Genomic DNA, 13971 nt, shown 5'->3' with positions numbered 1-13971 from the left:
TCAAATGTCATAAGATTTCCCATGTGGGAATTTTTTACTACCAGCTTGGTGTTCATGTTGGCCCCAATGTTCTGGTCTGCAATTCACGTCGGCGCAGTTACTTGGGATGCTTTTAATCACCATATTTATCTGGGCCGTCAAGCGATCGAAGGTTCTCGGCTCTCGTACGATTATTTTGCGACAGGTAGTATGTCGTGTCAATATCCTTTAGGATACGCTCCTTTGGTTTGGATGCTTGATAATGGTTGGCCCGGTAAATATATTTTTCAGGTTCTAGCATTTCTTGCCGCACTTAGTGCACCTGCAAGTTGGCTGATTATGTGGTCTGTGGTGCCAGGGCGTACTGCCTCAGCTGCAATGATAAGGATAGCTGCAACAGCATTGGCTATGAGTGGCGTTTTGTGGTGGAAGCTACAAGGACAAACTTCGAATGATGCACTGAGCATGTCTTTGGAAATTTGGGCCGTAGCACTTGCAATGCTCTGCGTGGAAGGCCAGAATGAAAAAAAGACCCGTTGGCAATTTATTTTTTGTGCTGTTGCAGGGAGCTTGGCTGGCCTAGGCTTTGTGATAAAACTTAGTCAATTTATTGGTATTGCTGCTGTGGCCTGCATTATTTTATTTATTAATGGAAAATGGGCCTATCGTTTCCAGCTTCTAAGTATATTTGGGTTGAGCGCATTGATCACCTTTGCGATAATGGGGGGAGCATGGGCGATTGCTTCATGGGATGCTTGCGGATCGCCAATATATCCATTTATGGTGGATTATTTTCGTAATTTATCTATGCCGTGGAGAATGTAATGAGCCGATTCTCACCGGATACCTGGCTGGATGCCGTACAATTGCCCTTCGCTATGGTGCAATTCGGCGGAAATGTATATGTGGAACCCATTGCCCCCGATTTTCGCCCCGCAGCATTTATTATCCTTGCAGCAATTGCAATTAAAGTTTCTTTTTTTGGAAACAGAAAAAAAGATACAAAAAATATCTCATTGATCTTTGGCGGGGTACATCGGCCGCGTGCGGCATGGGCGTTGATATGGGCATCTGCTCTGGCTTTGGTGCTGTGGATTGCAAGCTCCGCAAATGGAAGATATGGCTTGCTTGCGATCACTCTCAGTCCATTGGCCGCGATTGCTGCCTTACTGATAGGAACCAATTCTAAGCGTCTACGAATAACAGTATTATTGGTAATTGGTATGGTACAGGGGCTTTTTCTTGCTACAGCTGATCCTGATGACACCTGGTCTAAGCTCACCACCTATAAATGGGATAAGGAGATTCATGCAGATCTTTTGCCCATGCCTATGATAAGCCCTTGGCGAGATGAAGCGAATGAAAAGTCCGTGCTGGTTATAACTAGTCAAACGCTTACGGGAATGAGTACTCTTTATCAGGTTTTTGGACCCAAAGCACATTATATGAATCTTAGTTATATTGGTCAATTTTCGCATGATTCTGTGGAAAGGCAACATGCGAAAAATTTAATTGACTCTTCGGATGTTATATATTGGTCTAACGCTGTAGAGGCAAAGAGCTTTAAAAGAAATGAGATTCAAAACATTCCGGGTTTTTCTATTAATGCAAAAGCCTCAACAATTAAAAAATTTGGCCTTGTAGTACCTGATGATGCGAAGTGCAAAATACTCCCTGAGAGGATGGGGGCTCAGCTACAAATATGTTTGGCTAACAAAGTTATAGCACCCGATTTTGAGAGTGAATTATCAGTTCCCGACCAGCAGTTAAAATATTTAAAGTACTTGAGCGAGAAATGCCCCCGCATTTTTGGAGACCTATCCCCACTTGTTAGCGATGATGCTGGCGGAGTTCTGGCAAACACCCATGATGGTAAGTATTTTATAGAGATATTGCAGGATATGAGTATTTATATTCGCCATCGAGGCAATATTGATCATCGCCTTATTTCGACAGGCGACCAGATTGAATATGTACGTAAAGCATCATGTAAAGATATTATTCAGCCTGGCGCTCAATATTGGCGTTAATCTAGAATTAGATTTTACTTGGTAATCTTCTGAAGAAAAATTCAAAAATTAGAAGAATTTTAAAAAATATAATATCTGAATGGTTTTGAAATTCTAAATTTTTGTTGACAATTAAAGATCTCGCTATTTGAATTGAACTTCCGTGGCATAAATTGTGAATTTTTTCTAAATCTTTATTTGGTATTCTTTTGTGATGAATTTCGTAAAATAAATTCAATTGGTTTATTAATAAAGAAAACCAAGAATTTTTCAGAATTTTTTTGATTATTGTGTAATATCTACCTAGCCCGTCATTCATGCCGATTTGATTGAACTCATGCTGTCGATAAAGTACGGATGGTATAGGGTCGTGAACTACTGTTCCAAAGTAGCTAATATTTAGATAAAGCCACCAGTCGTGATAGTAAAGCCGGCCATCATAATATTTCTCTATTGGCATACTGCGTATAAGGAAAAGTGCAAGCTGATTGATTGCTATTGTACAGCCCGTGGCAATATTCTGGCAAATGGCATTATAAAATGATGGGGTTTTGGTATAGAGAGGAGATAAGCCGATGCTTTCTAGTTTTGAATTAACCAGTTCCAAACGACTGCAGTACATCATCGGGCAATTTTTATTGCGCAGTGCCTTTAGAGCGCGAGATACCCTGCCGTCGATCCATACGTCGTCTTGATCTGCAATAAAGTAAAAATCAAAAGTCTTTGGCACTTTGTGAATCAGTGTCATGAAGCTAGGGCCAAACCCTAGATTGCCGTCCGATTCAATAATTTCGATGCGAATGTCGTTAACGCTTTTTATTAGTTCAAGAGTTTTATCGGTTGATCCATCATCGCGAATAAATACGCGATCCTCTATCTTTAATTGTGATAGTATGGATTTCAATTGATCAGTTATGTAAAATTGACCATTGTATGTTGAAATCAGGACCGCAACTCTTTCTGAATTGCATAGGGATCCAGTCATAATTGCTCCTAAATTTAATGATTATATATGGGTGGTGTCAATATGAATGTGCCGGTTGTTGGTTACGAGACACTGTCTCGTTTGAGTGTTTGTAAGCCAGTGGATCGAATAGAATATATCACAAATTCGTGTATTGATAAAAAGGTTCTTGATATCGGTTGCTATGATGAGACTGCTCTGATAAAACGTGGAACTAATTTCTGGTTGCATGGCTGTATTGCAAATGTCGCGAAAGGTGTTATTGGAGTCGATGACTCCAAAAAGATCCCAGATGGAGGAATTGAAACCGGACCCAATTCCAGAATATTTCGTGGCAATGGTTTAAAGCTTGATGGCTTTTTTGATAAAAATATAGAGATTATTGTTGCCGGGGAGTTTATAGAGCATATTGAATCACCGTTGCAATTTATTTCTCAGTTGAAAAATATATTTCCGGGGCGGCGCATGATATTGAGCACGCCAAACGGAGTGTGCTTCGCGAATTCCGTTCTTGGGGCAATTTCTAGAGAGGCACAACATCCTGATCATATCCATGTATTTACTTATAAAATATTAAATACGCTGTGTCTTAGATCTGGGTTAACTGATTACAAGATAATACCGTATAGATTTTTCGCCACTCAAATGATTTTAGAATCCAATGGGTCAAAAAAGATTGCCGCCCAGCTTGCGCAAGGTGTAGTAAGAGGGGTGGAAAGATTTTTCCCTCTGCTCAGTTTTGGGTACATTATTGATGCCCGTTTGATATAAAATGAAATATTTGGATGGGGGAGTTTTGAGTGAATTGCTTCGTTTCTTGATTGTTGGTTTATTTAATACGGTCTTTAGCTTCGGGATATATTTTTTATGTTTGTATTTTGGAATGAATCATTGGGGGGCAAATTTTTTTGCGCTGCTATTTGGAGTCGTCATAGGATTCAGGGGTAATGGGGTATTGGTTTTTAGAAATTATAAAACCAGTCTGTGGTTGAGATTTTTGCTGTCATGGGTTGTTATATATGTTCTTGTTAGTTGTATAATTGGTTTTATTATAGACGAAGGTGTCGATGGCGCTTTGGCTGGGGTGTGTGCTTTGCCATTTAGTGCGATTTTTTCATTTTTGATGCAAAAATATTTTGTTTTTAGACGTTAGTTTGCTTGTTGGATTTTGATTTCTGCATCTATGCCATGCGCCATATGCAAATTGAATTTAAGAGGTCGTAAGTTTTCAAATGAAAATGTATAGATATAGAATATCAAGCCTCATATGTGTGAAGCTACAGGCATCCTTTTATCATTTGCTATTGAGCGTACTGCTCGCTGGTTTGGCAGCGGTGTTGGTATTTGGTTTGTGGTATCCATATCCATTTCGTGAAATCTCCGGAGGCCGAGAATTATTCATGTTGGTTGTAGTGGTGGATGTGGTGCTCGGACCACTCATAACCTTTGCTACATTCAACCCTGCCAAGTCGCTTCGTGAGACGAGAATGGATTTTGGTGTTATCGGTCTATTGCAGCTTGGGGCCCTTTTCTATGGTTTATGGTCCGTTGCGCAAGCTCGTCCGGTTCATGTTGCTTTTGAGTATGATCGTTTCCGCGTAGTACATACGGCCGACATCGATAGGCAGTCTCTGGATAAAGCACCAGAGTCTTTGCGTTCTCTTCCATGGACGGGACCCACTTATATATCGTTGCGTGCGATGAGGGTAGAAGAAGAAGTAGAAATGACGCTTGCTGCGCTCAATGGAGTCTCGTTGTCCGCTCGACCAGAGTTATGGCAGCCCTATGGGGATTCAACAGGAAATGTCCTGAATCGGGCACAATCAATTGCTTGGTTGAAAGAGCGATTTCCTACGCAACGCGGTGTAATCGATCGCTCTGTGGCGGCGACAGGACGCCGGGCGGAAAAATTGCGTTATATACCTTTGTTGTCGCGTGAGATTGCGTGGACCGTACTCGTTGACGGAGAGTCTGCCGAGCCCTTAGGATATATAGCATTGGATTCATTTTGATAGCCGCAGGGGTTGGCTGTTTGCCAGCGCCACGTGTCTGCGCACATATCTTCCAATGTGCGAGTTGCATGCCATTGCAGCATTTTTTGCGCTTGGGCCGCGTTAGCATAATATGCTGGAACATCTCCTGAACGCCGGGACACAATTTGATAGGGAACAGCCTGACCAGTAACAGCTTCAAAGGTATGCACCACCTCTAGTACTGAACGGCCTTCCCCTGTTCCGAGGTTCAGCGTCAATAACTCGCCCTCTTTTCTGGTCGCCAAATACTTCAGTGTAGCTACATGGCCTTCTGCTAGGTCCATGACATGTATGTAGTCACGCACACCGGTGCCGTCGGGCGTAGGGTAATCACCTCCAAAAATGGACAGTGTTGGGCGCACGCCGCTTGCAACCTGACTCACGAATGGCATAAGGTTGTTGGGTATTCCGAGTGGGCTTTCCCCAATGCGTCCACTCGGGTGAGCGCCTACGGGATTGAAGTAACGAAGTCGCGCTATTCGCCAATGAGGTTGAGCTAGATGTAGATCGGCAAGGCAACGCTCCACCATCCATTTGCTTGTGGCATAAGGGCTATGTGTTTGACCGCAGGGGGCTGTTTCTTTCAGTGGTAGATGCTCTGGCGCCGGATTGCCATATACGGTAGCCGTAGAGGAAAAAACCAGCGTGAATACATTTGCGCGTTGCATTGCCTCAATGAGATGAAGCGTGCCTACCACGTTGTTGTCGTAGTAGCGCACAGGCTCGGCTACAGACTCCCCCACAGACTTCAAGCCCGCAAAATGCACCACTGCGTCAACAGGAGTCGGGCCATTCAAGATGACATGGAGTGAGGCTGTATCACGCACATCACCTTCAACTACCTGGAGTCTGCGGCCCGCAAGCTCCTGTACTCGCCTCAAGGCGTCAGGAGAGCTGTTGCAAAAATTGTCGAAGGCAGTGACATCGACACCGTTTTCCAACAGATGAAGACAGGTATGTGAGCCAATAAAACCCGCACCTCCAGTCACAAGCACATGCATGTGGCAGCCTTTTTTGATTGTGGTAGTTTTGTACTAGAAAAAGTCAAGAGAGTAAATTCATGAATAGGGGTTCAGCTACTATGAATATACCCTGCATAGAGTCGTTATACGGTCCAACTCCCAGAATTTCCTCCATGCTTCTCTAATAATTGCAGCCTATCCATTACCATCCCCTTATCCACTGCCTTGCACATGTCATAAATGGTCAGAAGTGCTACCTGTACAGCAGTCAAGGCTTCCATCTCCACGCCAGTAGGCCCAACGGTTTCAGTTCGCACTTCGCAACGCACAGCATTCTTTTCAGGTAACAACTCAAACTCCACCGCCACCTTGGTCAGCGCAATCGGGTGGCACAGCGGTATCAGCTCACTGGTCTTCTTCGCCGCCATAATCCCGGCGATGCGTGCAATCCCCAGCACATCGCCTTTTTTGGCCGTGCCTGCGGTAATGATGTCCAAGGTGGTCGCCTGCATGGTGATGAAGCCCTCCGCGATCGCTATGCGATGGGTGTTAGGCTTGGCGCCGACATCGACCATATGGGCCTGGCCCTGGGCGTCGAAATGGGTGAGTTCAGTCATGGTTTTATCAGTGTTGAATGCGTCACAAGCCGCAATACAAGGTGCAACTTGTGCGGCGGTGCTTCATCATACGTGTTGGCGTTCATGCATGATGGCAAGGAGCGCGTTCTGGCCTCCAACCAGCCTTGATCCAGATTCAGTATCTGCTGCCGCACGGAATTTTGAATGAATACATGGTTTTTTAAACGCACAGCATGTGCCTTGCTCGCGGCCCATATGGCGGCAATGGCCGCCCTGGCCCCCCTGCAGGCGCGGGCCGACACCAGTTTGCCGGCGATGGGTGAGGGCGCCGAGATGACCACCAGCGAAGAGCGGCGTCTGGGGGATGACATTGCGCGCGAGATTTACCGCGATCCGCAGTTTCTGGATGATGCGATTCTGTATGAGTACGTTAACGGCATCTGGCAGGAGCTGATGCTGGCAGCGCGGCAGCGCGGCACCTTGACGTCTGAGCTGCAGGAACGTTTTGCCTGGCAGGTGATGCTGATCCAGGATGCGACCGTGAATGCCTTTGCGCTGCCGGGCGGTTTTATGGGCGTGCAGACCGGTCTGGTGGGGGTTGTCGGCAGCCGCGATGAGCTGGCTTCTGTGTTGGCCCACGAGATGAGCCATATCACCCAGCGCCATATTGCGCGCATGCTGGCCCGCCAGTCGCGCATGACGCCGGTGATGATTGCTGGCATGATTTTGGGCGCGTTGGCTGCTAGCAAGAACCCGGCTGCAGCCCAGGCGCTGATGGTGGGCAGCTCGGCCGCGGCCATCCAGTCGCAACTGAACTTCTCACGCGATATGGAGCGCGAGGCGGACCGTACCGGCATGAGTCTGATGCCGCCAGCCGGCTACTCGCAAGCAGGTTTTGTCAGCATGTTTGAGAAGCTGCAGCAAGCCAACCGCATGAACGACAACGGCAGCTGGCCCTACTTGCGCACCCACCCGCTGACGACCGAGCGCATTGCCGACATGCAGTCGCGCTTGCCCGCCGGTGCTGCACGCAAACCGCAGGACACGGGCATGGTGGCGCAGATGATGTCGGCCCGGGCGCGCATGCTGTCCAAGCCTGAGCCCCAGGTATTGCACCAATGGGTGCAATTGACCACGGCGGCCGATTTTGCCAGCCGCTCACTGGATCAGCGGGCAGGTGTCTGGTATCTGGCCGCCATGTCCCAAAACCAGCTGGGGCGCCATGCTGAAGCTTTGACTGCGCTGGACCAGCTGGATGCCACCGTACAGGCCCACCCCGATGCGATGCGCCAGGCGCAGTTGTTGCGCGCCGATCTGGCATTGCGGAACCGCCAGCCGCAGGATGCGTTGGCGGCACTGGCCAAGATCCAGCCGCTCAAGCCCGCAGCCAGCAAGGCGGGTAGCACCTCGGTGACGGTCAGCAATGCGATGACTGGCCTGGTCAACGAAGCGGTGATCACACAGGGCTCGGACAAGTCGCTGGGCATCCAGGACAGCAGCCGCGATGTGCTGCTGCCGGAGGTCAAGGCCGTGGTGGGAGATGATGCAGGCCAGAGCAGTGATCGGCCCGAGCTGGTATTGGCTGCGCAAGCCTTGGCGCAGCTGCCTGCCACGGGTTTGACGGCCTATGAAGGGGTATTGCGCCAGACCAGCAGCCGCCTGCAGACCCTGGTGGTGCAGTGGCCCAAGGATGCGGGGGCCTGGCTTGCGCTGTCATGGGTGTTGCGCCAGCAGAACCAGCCGCTGCGCTCCATCCGTGCTGAGGCCGAGAGCCGGGCTGCCCAGTATGACTATGCAGCAGCGGTCGACCGCCTGCGCGCCGGGCAGGACATGGCGCGCAACAGCCCAAACCGCAACGACTATTACGAGGCCTCGATCATCGACACCCGCTTGCGCGAGATGCAATTACTTGCCAAGGAGCAGGCGGCCCGTAAGTGATTCGATGACCAGGCTGATGATGGAGTAGAGCACAGAGCCGATCAGCGCTGCCCAAAATCCGTGCACCACAAAGCCGCTGCCTGCGATGCCGGAAGCGGCCCAGAACATCAGCGCGTTGATGACAAAGATGAACAGGCCCAAGGTCAGGATGGTGACGGGAAGCGTCAGCACGATCAGCACCGGGCGCACGATGGCATTGCACAGCCCTATAAGCAGCGCTGCAATCAATGCCGCGCCAAAGCTGCGCACTTCCACGCCACTGTAAAGGTAGGCGACACAGAGCAGGGCGACTGCGGAGAGCAGCCATTTGAGGATGAGTTTCATGGCTCCAGCATAGCGGATGGCAGGCGTGCTGTGTATAGGCCGCCATCCCATGATTGGTGGCGGGCTTGTCCCAATACGAAAAAAGCGCCCGAAGGCGCTTGATGTGGGGTGGTGGATTGATGGCTTACGCGCCGTCAAGCACCAAGCTGAAGCAGATACCCAGAATGCCCAGCAACGAGCCGGCCAGCTTGGCAGGGCGTGGCACAAAGTCGGCTGATGGCGGCTCGGAGATGGCCTTGGGGCGGCGCCAGTCCAGCACTTCGGCCTCGGGGTACTCGGCATGCAGTTGGGCGGTCATTTGCTGAACGCTCACTTCCGAGATATGGGTCGAGACGCGGGCACGCTGTAACTGGGTGCTTTGCGGGATCAGGCCCTCAAACAGGTTTTTGGCCCACTTGTTACGCCACTTTTCGAGGGTGCTGCGATTGCCCCAGCGGCTGGCCCTGCGGGTGATCTTGGGGGCGCAAGCCACCAGCACCCAGTGCTCGTCGTTGATGGTTGCGCGCTCGTTCAAGCGCTGCAGGGCAAAGGCGGCATCATCTACAAAGACTATTTTTACGTTCATCCAAGTGGCCTAAGTGGGGCTGGCAGCGCGGGGCTGCCAGCGGTGGTGATAGAGGGCGGGTATGGGCTTAGTGTACGTTGGCCGCCGGGAGTTCCTTGGCTTTTTTGCCGGCCAGCCATTTGCCCAGCACCAGCACGATCAGTGCGCCAGCGGCAGCGGCTGCATAGTGCAGGGTCTTGCTCTGGTCGATCTTGAACATCCAGGTCCACTTGTCCGGGTTGGCAAACACGGGGTCGGACACCAGCATGCCACCTGCAATCCAGCCCAGCAGCATGCCACCGGCGGTGATGACCATCGGAAAGCGCTCCATCAGCTTGATGACCAGCTGGCTGCCCCAGACGATGATCGGGATCGAGATCAGCAGGCCCAGGATGATGAGCAGCATGTGGTGCTCGTCACCGGCGTTCTGTGCGGCGCCGGCGATGGCGATCACGTTGTCCACGCTCATCACCAGGTCGGCAACGATGATGGTCTTGATGGCGGCAAACAGGCGGTCACTGCCCTGGATGTTGCCGTGGTCTTCGTCTTCAGGCACCAGCAGCTTGATACCGATCCAGAACAGCAGGATGGCGCCGACAAACTTCAGGAAAGGCAGGGCCAGCAGGAACATCGCGAACGCGATCAGGATGACGCGCAAGATGATCGCGCCAGCGGTACCAAAGATGATGCCTTTGCGGCGCAGGTCAGGGGGCAGCTTGCGGCAAGCCAGTGCAATCACCACCGCGTTGTCCCCGCCGAGCAGGATGTCGATGATGATGATTTGGCCCAGTGCAATCCAGAAGGGCGCGTGCGTCAGAAAATCCAAGTCCATGTAAGCACCTAATTTTTGAAAAAGCGGCCCATGCACCATGCACAGGCCAGCCAGTGGGGTGTCGTTACAAGTCAGGGAGGCGACGTTGTTCGGCGTTGGCGCTTGAAACGGCCAACAACCGGGGCAGTAGCTTCGAAGACCTGTGGTGCGGCACCATGGTTTTCAAAGGTCTTGCTCAGATCATGTGGGCCATGAACCTAACGCGCCGGAAGCCGTGAGGCTTCGTACTGACGACGCATTACATGTCTCTGCGCTTGCTGCTGGCAAGGCATCAACGGGAGCTACTCCCCTTCGTCAGCGCGTATTGGAACACAAACAAGGCACTTTGGGGCTACAAAGACCGGGCCAGGGCACAGAGTATTCCCGGATGTTTGTGTTTGCCCACACCTGTGGATAACAAGCTGTGTGCAAGTGGATGCGGGCTGGCCGTTTGGTGGTTTGTTCCGCGCAGGGCTATCATTCCCGCAGCTATGGAATCCATCCACCTGACCGATCTGGAAGCGGCCATCAACCACTGGCGCCAGCGCGCGCCCAGTGGCCCGGGCGCGTCGTTGTCGCCCCAGGTGGCTGCGTTGGCCGAGGTCTATGCGCTGCTGGTCTACCAGCGCCGGGATGCGGTGGCGGCCCGCGACATGGGGGATACGGCCATGCAGGCCTGGCTCGCCTGGTGGGAGACCACACCGGATACGCCCTGCATCGCCATCTGTTCCACCAGCCAGGGCGATGCGGTCTGCAAGGGCTGCGGCCGTAGTTTTGACGAGGTGCAGCACTGGCTGGCCTACACGCCTGTGCAAAAGCGGGCGGTATGGCGGCGCATCACTGTGCAGGGCACGGCCTGGCGCTTCAACCGCTACGCGGAACGTGCGCGTTCCGCAGGCGGCATCACTTCCAGCGAATAGGTTCTACAAAGACGGTGCCCTTGTCGCTGGACAAGGTCAGCTGGCCTTCCTGGATGGTGGCCTGCAGCTGCATGCTGCGCTCGGCCAGATCGGCCAGCGATTGTGAGACCTCGGTTGGCAGGCGGAACACTTCGAGCTTTTCCTGGCGCGCGAGCTTGCCTTCCAGCCCCTTCCACCAGATCTCGGCCGCATGGTTGAAGCAGTAGACCAGCATATGGTCGGACTTGTTGCAGGCCTTGGTGATCGGCTTTTCTTCGGGCTGGCCCACTTCGATCCAGATGCGCTTGGCGCCGGTGAAGTCGGTCAGGTGCACATCGGGGTTGTCCGGGTCGGACAGGCCGGCGCCAAAGCCCAGGGTGCCGTCGCCATTGCACAGGTCCTGCAGCTGGTGCGCATTCAGCGCCAGCGCCACCAGGCGCACCATCATGCGCTCGTCGGTTTCGCTGGGGTGGCGCGCCAGGGTCAGGTTGTGGTCGGCGTAGTAGTTGTGGTCGATATCGGCAATCGACAGATTGGCCTTGTAGATCGTGGATTTGATAGCCATGGGGCAGGGTCTGGTGACGAAGCCTGGGCTTCGGGGGGGGAATCCGGCGCGCCCGGCAGTCGCTGTGCGGTCTGCCGGGCGCTGAGAGGGAAAAGACAAGAGGCCAGGGAACGCCTGGCCTCTGGGGTCTAGGGGGCTTAGACGCGCTGGGCCAGCTCGGTGGCCTTGCCGATGTAGCTGGCCGGGGTCATGGCCAGCAGGCGTTCCTTGTCGGCCTGCGGGATCTCCAGGCTGTTGATCAGCTGGTGCAGGTCTTCGGCGCGCACGGTCTTGCCACGGGTGACTTCCTTGAGCTTCTCGTAAGCGCCTTGCACACCATAGCGGCGCATGACGGTCTGGATCGGCTCGGCCAGCACTTCCCAGGCATTGTCCAGGTCTTCGGCCAGGCGTTCCTCGTTCAGCTCCAGCTTGTTCAGGCCGGTCATCAGCGAGGTGTAGGCCAGCGCGGCATAACCGGTGGCCACGCCGATATTGCGCAGCACGGTGGAGTCGGTCAGGTCACGCTGCCAGCGGCTGATCGGCAGCTTCTCCGACAGGTGGCGCAGCAGTGCGTTGGCCAGGCCCAGGTTGCCTTCCGCGTTTTCAAAGTCGATCGGATTGACCTTGTGCGGCATCGTGGACGAGCCGATTTCACCGGCCTTCAGGCGCTGCTTGAAGTAGCCCACCGAAACATAACCCCAGATGTCGCGCGACAGGTCGATCAGGATGGTGTTGGCGCGGGCGATGCCGTCGAACAGCTCGGCCATGTAGTCATGCGGCTCGATCTGGATCGAGTAGGGCTGGAAGGTCAGGCCCAGGCCCTGGGGTTCGTGCTTTTCCACGACGTTCTTGCTGAAGCTTTCCCAGTCGAAGTCGGGCCAGGCCGACAGGTGGGCGTTGTAGTTGCCCACGGCGCCGTTCATCTTGGCCAGCAGCTTGACGTTGGCAATGCGGTCCATCGCGCCCTGCAGTCGCACCACCACGTTGGCCAGTTCCTTGCCCACGGTCGTGGGGCTGGCGGTCTGGCCGTGGGTGCGGCTGAGCATGGGTACTGCCGCGTACTGGTGCGCCATCTCGCGCAGCTTGAGCACCACGCGGTCCAGGCCCGGCAGGATCACCTGGTCGCGGCCGGCGCGGATCTGCAGCGCATGGCTGGTGTTGTTGATGTCTTCACTGGTGCAGGCAAAGTGCACAAACTCGGCCGCCTTGAGCAGCTCTGGGCGCGCCTCGAACTTGCTCTTGATCCAGTATTCCACCGCCTTCACGTCGTGGTTGGTGGTCTTTTCGATGTCCTTGATCGCCTGGGCATCGGCTTCGCTGAAATGGTCCACCAAGCCGTGCAGGTAGCTGCGTGCACCTTCGGACAGCGGCGAGAACTCGGCAAAACCGGCATCGGACAGCGCGATGAACCAGGTGATCTCCACCTGTACACGGCGATGCATGTAGCCGAATTCGCTCATGATCGGGCGCAGGGTGGAGAGTTTGGAGGCGTAGCGGCCATCCAGCGGAGAAAGGGCGGTAAGGGAAGACAGGCTCATGGGCCGCTATTGTAGGAGCGGGGCGTTTGCCGCATCTGCAGTCTGGATTTGCCTATTTACAATCTAAGGCTGCAAACGCCCCGAAGGGCTTGTCTGCCCCCTGCTGGCGCAAGGGCCTTGCCGACCGAATGGACGCCACCTGCCTGAGCCTGAAGCTATGAAATTGCTAGGAAGCCTGACCAGTCCCTATGTGCGCAAGGTGCGCGTGGTGCTGGCCGAGAAAAAACTGGATTACCACCTGGAGACCCTGGATGTCTGGGGCGACCGGTCCACGATTGCCGCAGTCAACCCGCTGGGCAAGGTGCCTTGTCTGGTGCTGGACGATGGCTCGGTGCTGGTCGATTCGCGAGTGATTGTCGAGTACCTGGACACCTTGTCGCCGGTGGGCCGGCTGATTCCCGGCCTGGGCCGCGAGCGCGCCGAAGTGCGCAGTTGGGAGGCTCTGGCCGATGGCGTGCTGGATGCTGCGGTGCTGGCGCGCATGGAACATGCTTTTGCCGGCCGCACAGCTGAGCAGCGCAGCTCCGCCTGGGTCGAGCGCCAACTGGGCAAGGTAGGGGCGGGCCTGGAGGCGATGAGCAACGGCCTGGGTCAGAAAACCTACTTTGCCGGCAGCGGCGTCCACATCAGCCTGGCCGATATCGCTGTGGGCTGCGCGCTGGCCTGGCTGCGCTTCCGCTTTCCGGAGCTGGACTGGGCTGAACGCCACCCCAATCTGGCGCAGTTGCTGGAGCGGCTGGAAGCCCGCCCCAGCTTTGCCGCGGCACCGCCTCAACTCTGAGGCGCACAAAAAAAAGGCCCAGTCGTCTTGACTGGGCCTGGGCATAAAAAAAGTTGCGAAGCGTCCC

16 protein-coding genes are annotated in these 13971 nt (G+C 53.6%); 8 read left to right on the top strand and 8 right to left on the bottom strand.

Features of this window, described 5'->3' with window-relative positions:
* Positions 1-21: 21 nt before the first annotated feature.
* Together LPW39_RS21065 and LPW39_RS21060 are read left to right on the top strand one after the other, a co-directional pair.
* Positions 22-804, top strand: a complete 783-nt coding sequence (locus LPW39_RS21065; protein ID WP_230779813.1) for a hypothetical protein — start codon at positions 22-24, stop codon at positions 802-804.
* Complete coding sequence (locus tag LPW39_RS21060; RefSeq protein ID WP_230779811.1) at positions 804-2009, top strand: YeeE/YedE family protein; 1206 nt, start codon at positions 804-806, stop codon at positions 2007-2009. The genes LPW39_RS21065 and LPW39_RS21060 overlap by 1 nt, the downstream gene beginning before the upstream one ends.
* A gap of 7 nt (positions 2010-2016) precedes the next feature.
* Here LPW39_RS21060 and LPW39_RS21055 read toward each other — a convergent pair whose 3' ends face one another.
* Positions 2017-2973: a glycosyltransferase family 2 protein gene (locus LPW39_RS21055; protein WP_230779809.1), complete on the bottom strand. Its 957-nt coding sequence runs from the start codon at positions 2971-2973 to the stop codon at positions 2017-2019.
* 27 nt (positions 2974-3000) lie between these two features.
* On the opposite strand from LPW39_RS21055, the gene LPW39_RS21050 reads away from it, so the two are divergent.
* The 3 genes from LPW39_RS21050 to tfpZ all read left to right on the top strand — a co-directional run bounded on the left by LPW39_RS21050 (position 3001) and on the right by tfpZ (position 4964).
* Positions 3001-3723 carry a methyltransferase domain-containing protein gene (locus LPW39_RS21050; RefSeq protein WP_230779808.1) on the top strand — a complete coding sequence of 241 codons (723 nt, stop codon included), beginning with the start codon at positions 3001-3003 and terminating at the stop codon, positions 3721-3723.
* Position 3724: 1 nt separating this feature from the next.
* Positions 3725-4105 carry a GtrA family protein gene (locus LPW39_RS21045; RefSeq protein ID WP_230779806.1) on the top strand — a complete coding sequence of 127 codons (381 nt, stop codon included), beginning with the start codon at positions 3725-3727 and terminating at the stop codon, positions 4103-4105.
* Between the two features lie 118 nt (positions 4106-4223).
* The gene (gene tfpZ / locus LPW39_RS21040) at positions 4224-4964 is read left to right on the top strand and encodes a TfpX/TfpZ family type IV pilin accessory protein (protein ID WP_230779805.1); all 741 of its coding nucleotides are present in this window, start codon (positions 4224-4226) and stop codon (positions 4962-4964) included.
* On the opposite strand, the gene galE is transcribed toward tfpZ, so the two are convergent.
* Both galE and moaC read right to left on the bottom strand, forming a co-directional pair.
* On the bottom strand, positions 4868-5986 hold the full coding sequence (gene galE, locus LPW39_RS21035) for a UDP-glucose 4-epimerase GalE (protein WP_230779803.1): 1119 nt from the start codon (positions 5984-5986) through the stop codon (positions 4868-4870). The genes tfpZ and galE overlap by 97 nt on opposite strands.
* 104 nt (positions 5987-6090) lie before the next feature.
* Entirely contained in the window at positions 6091-6564 is a 474-nt protein-coding gene (moaC, locus tag LPW39_RS21030; RefSeq protein ID WP_230779800.1) for a cyclic pyranopterin monophosphate synthase MoaC, read from the bottom strand.
* A gap of 225 nt (positions 6565-6789) precedes the next feature.
* Here moaC and LPW39_RS21025 point away from each other — a divergent pair, with 225 nt between their 5' ends.
* Entirely contained in the window at positions 6790-8463 is a 1674-nt protein-coding gene (locus LPW39_RS21025) for a M48 family metalloprotease (protein WP_230779784.1), read from the top strand.
* Here the strand turns inward: LPW39_RS21025 and LPW39_RS21020 are convergent.
* From LPW39_RS21020 to LPW39_RS21010, 3 genes are all read right to left on the bottom strand, one after another.
* On the bottom strand, positions 8431-8787 hold the full coding sequence (locus LPW39_RS21020; protein ID WP_230779770.1) for a phage holin family protein: 357 nt from the start codon (positions 8785-8787) through the stop codon (positions 8431-8433). The genes LPW39_RS21025 and LPW39_RS21020 overlap by 33 nt on opposite strands.
* A gap of 124 nt (positions 8788-8911) precedes the next feature.
* Positions 8912-9352: a hypothetical protein gene (locus LPW39_RS21015; RefSeq protein WP_230779768.1), complete on the bottom strand. Its 441-nt coding sequence runs from the start codon at positions 9350-9352 to the stop codon at positions 8912-8914.
* Positions 9353-9419: 67 nt separating this feature from the next.
* Positions 9420-10163 (bottom strand): TerC family protein, encoded by a 744-nt coding sequence (locus LPW39_RS21010; RefSeq protein WP_230779765.1) that lies wholly within the window; start codon positions 10161-10163, stop codon positions 9420-9422.
* Between the two features lie 470 nt (positions 10164-10633).
* On the opposite strand from LPW39_RS21010, the gene LPW39_RS21005 reads away from it, so the two are divergent.
* Positions 10634-11062 carry a DUF3717 domain-containing protein gene (locus LPW39_RS21005; protein WP_230779764.1) on the top strand — a complete coding sequence of 143 codons (429 nt, stop codon included), beginning with the start codon at positions 10634-10636 and terminating at the stop codon, positions 11060-11062.
* On the opposite strand, the gene LPW39_RS21000 is transcribed toward LPW39_RS21005, so the two are convergent.
* The gene (locus LPW39_RS21000; protein ID WP_021026607.1) at positions 11046-11606 is read right to left on the bottom strand and encodes a YaeQ family protein; all 561 of its coding nucleotides are present in this window, start codon (positions 11604-11606) and stop codon (positions 11046-11048) included. The two genes, LPW39_RS21005 and LPW39_RS21000, sit on opposite strands and share 17 nt — an antisense overlap.
* Positions 11607-11743: 137 nt before the next feature.
* A complete protein-coding gene (gene purB, locus LPW39_RS20995) occupies positions 11744-13123 on the bottom strand; it encodes an adenylosuccinate lyase (protein WP_230779761.1) in 1380 nt (459 codons plus the stop codon).
* A gap of 157 nt (positions 13124-13280) precedes the next feature.
* Here purB and LPW39_RS20990 point away from each other — a divergent pair, with 157 nt between their 5' ends.
* Positions 13281-13904: a glutathione S-transferase family protein gene (locus LPW39_RS20990; protein WP_230779757.1), complete on the top strand. Its 624-nt coding sequence runs from the start codon at positions 13281-13283 to the stop codon at positions 13902-13904.
* The last annotated feature ends 67 nt before the right edge of the window (positions 13905-13971 follow it).

The organism is Comamonas koreensis, from assembly GCF_021026195.1.
Classification (GTDB): Bacteria; Pseudomonadota; Gammaproteobacteria; order Burkholderiales; family Burkholderiaceae_C; genus Comamonas; species Comamonas koreensis.
The sequence above is the reverse complement of the archived record's forward strand: the minus strand, read 5'-3'. Positions and strand labels throughout refer to the sequence as shown.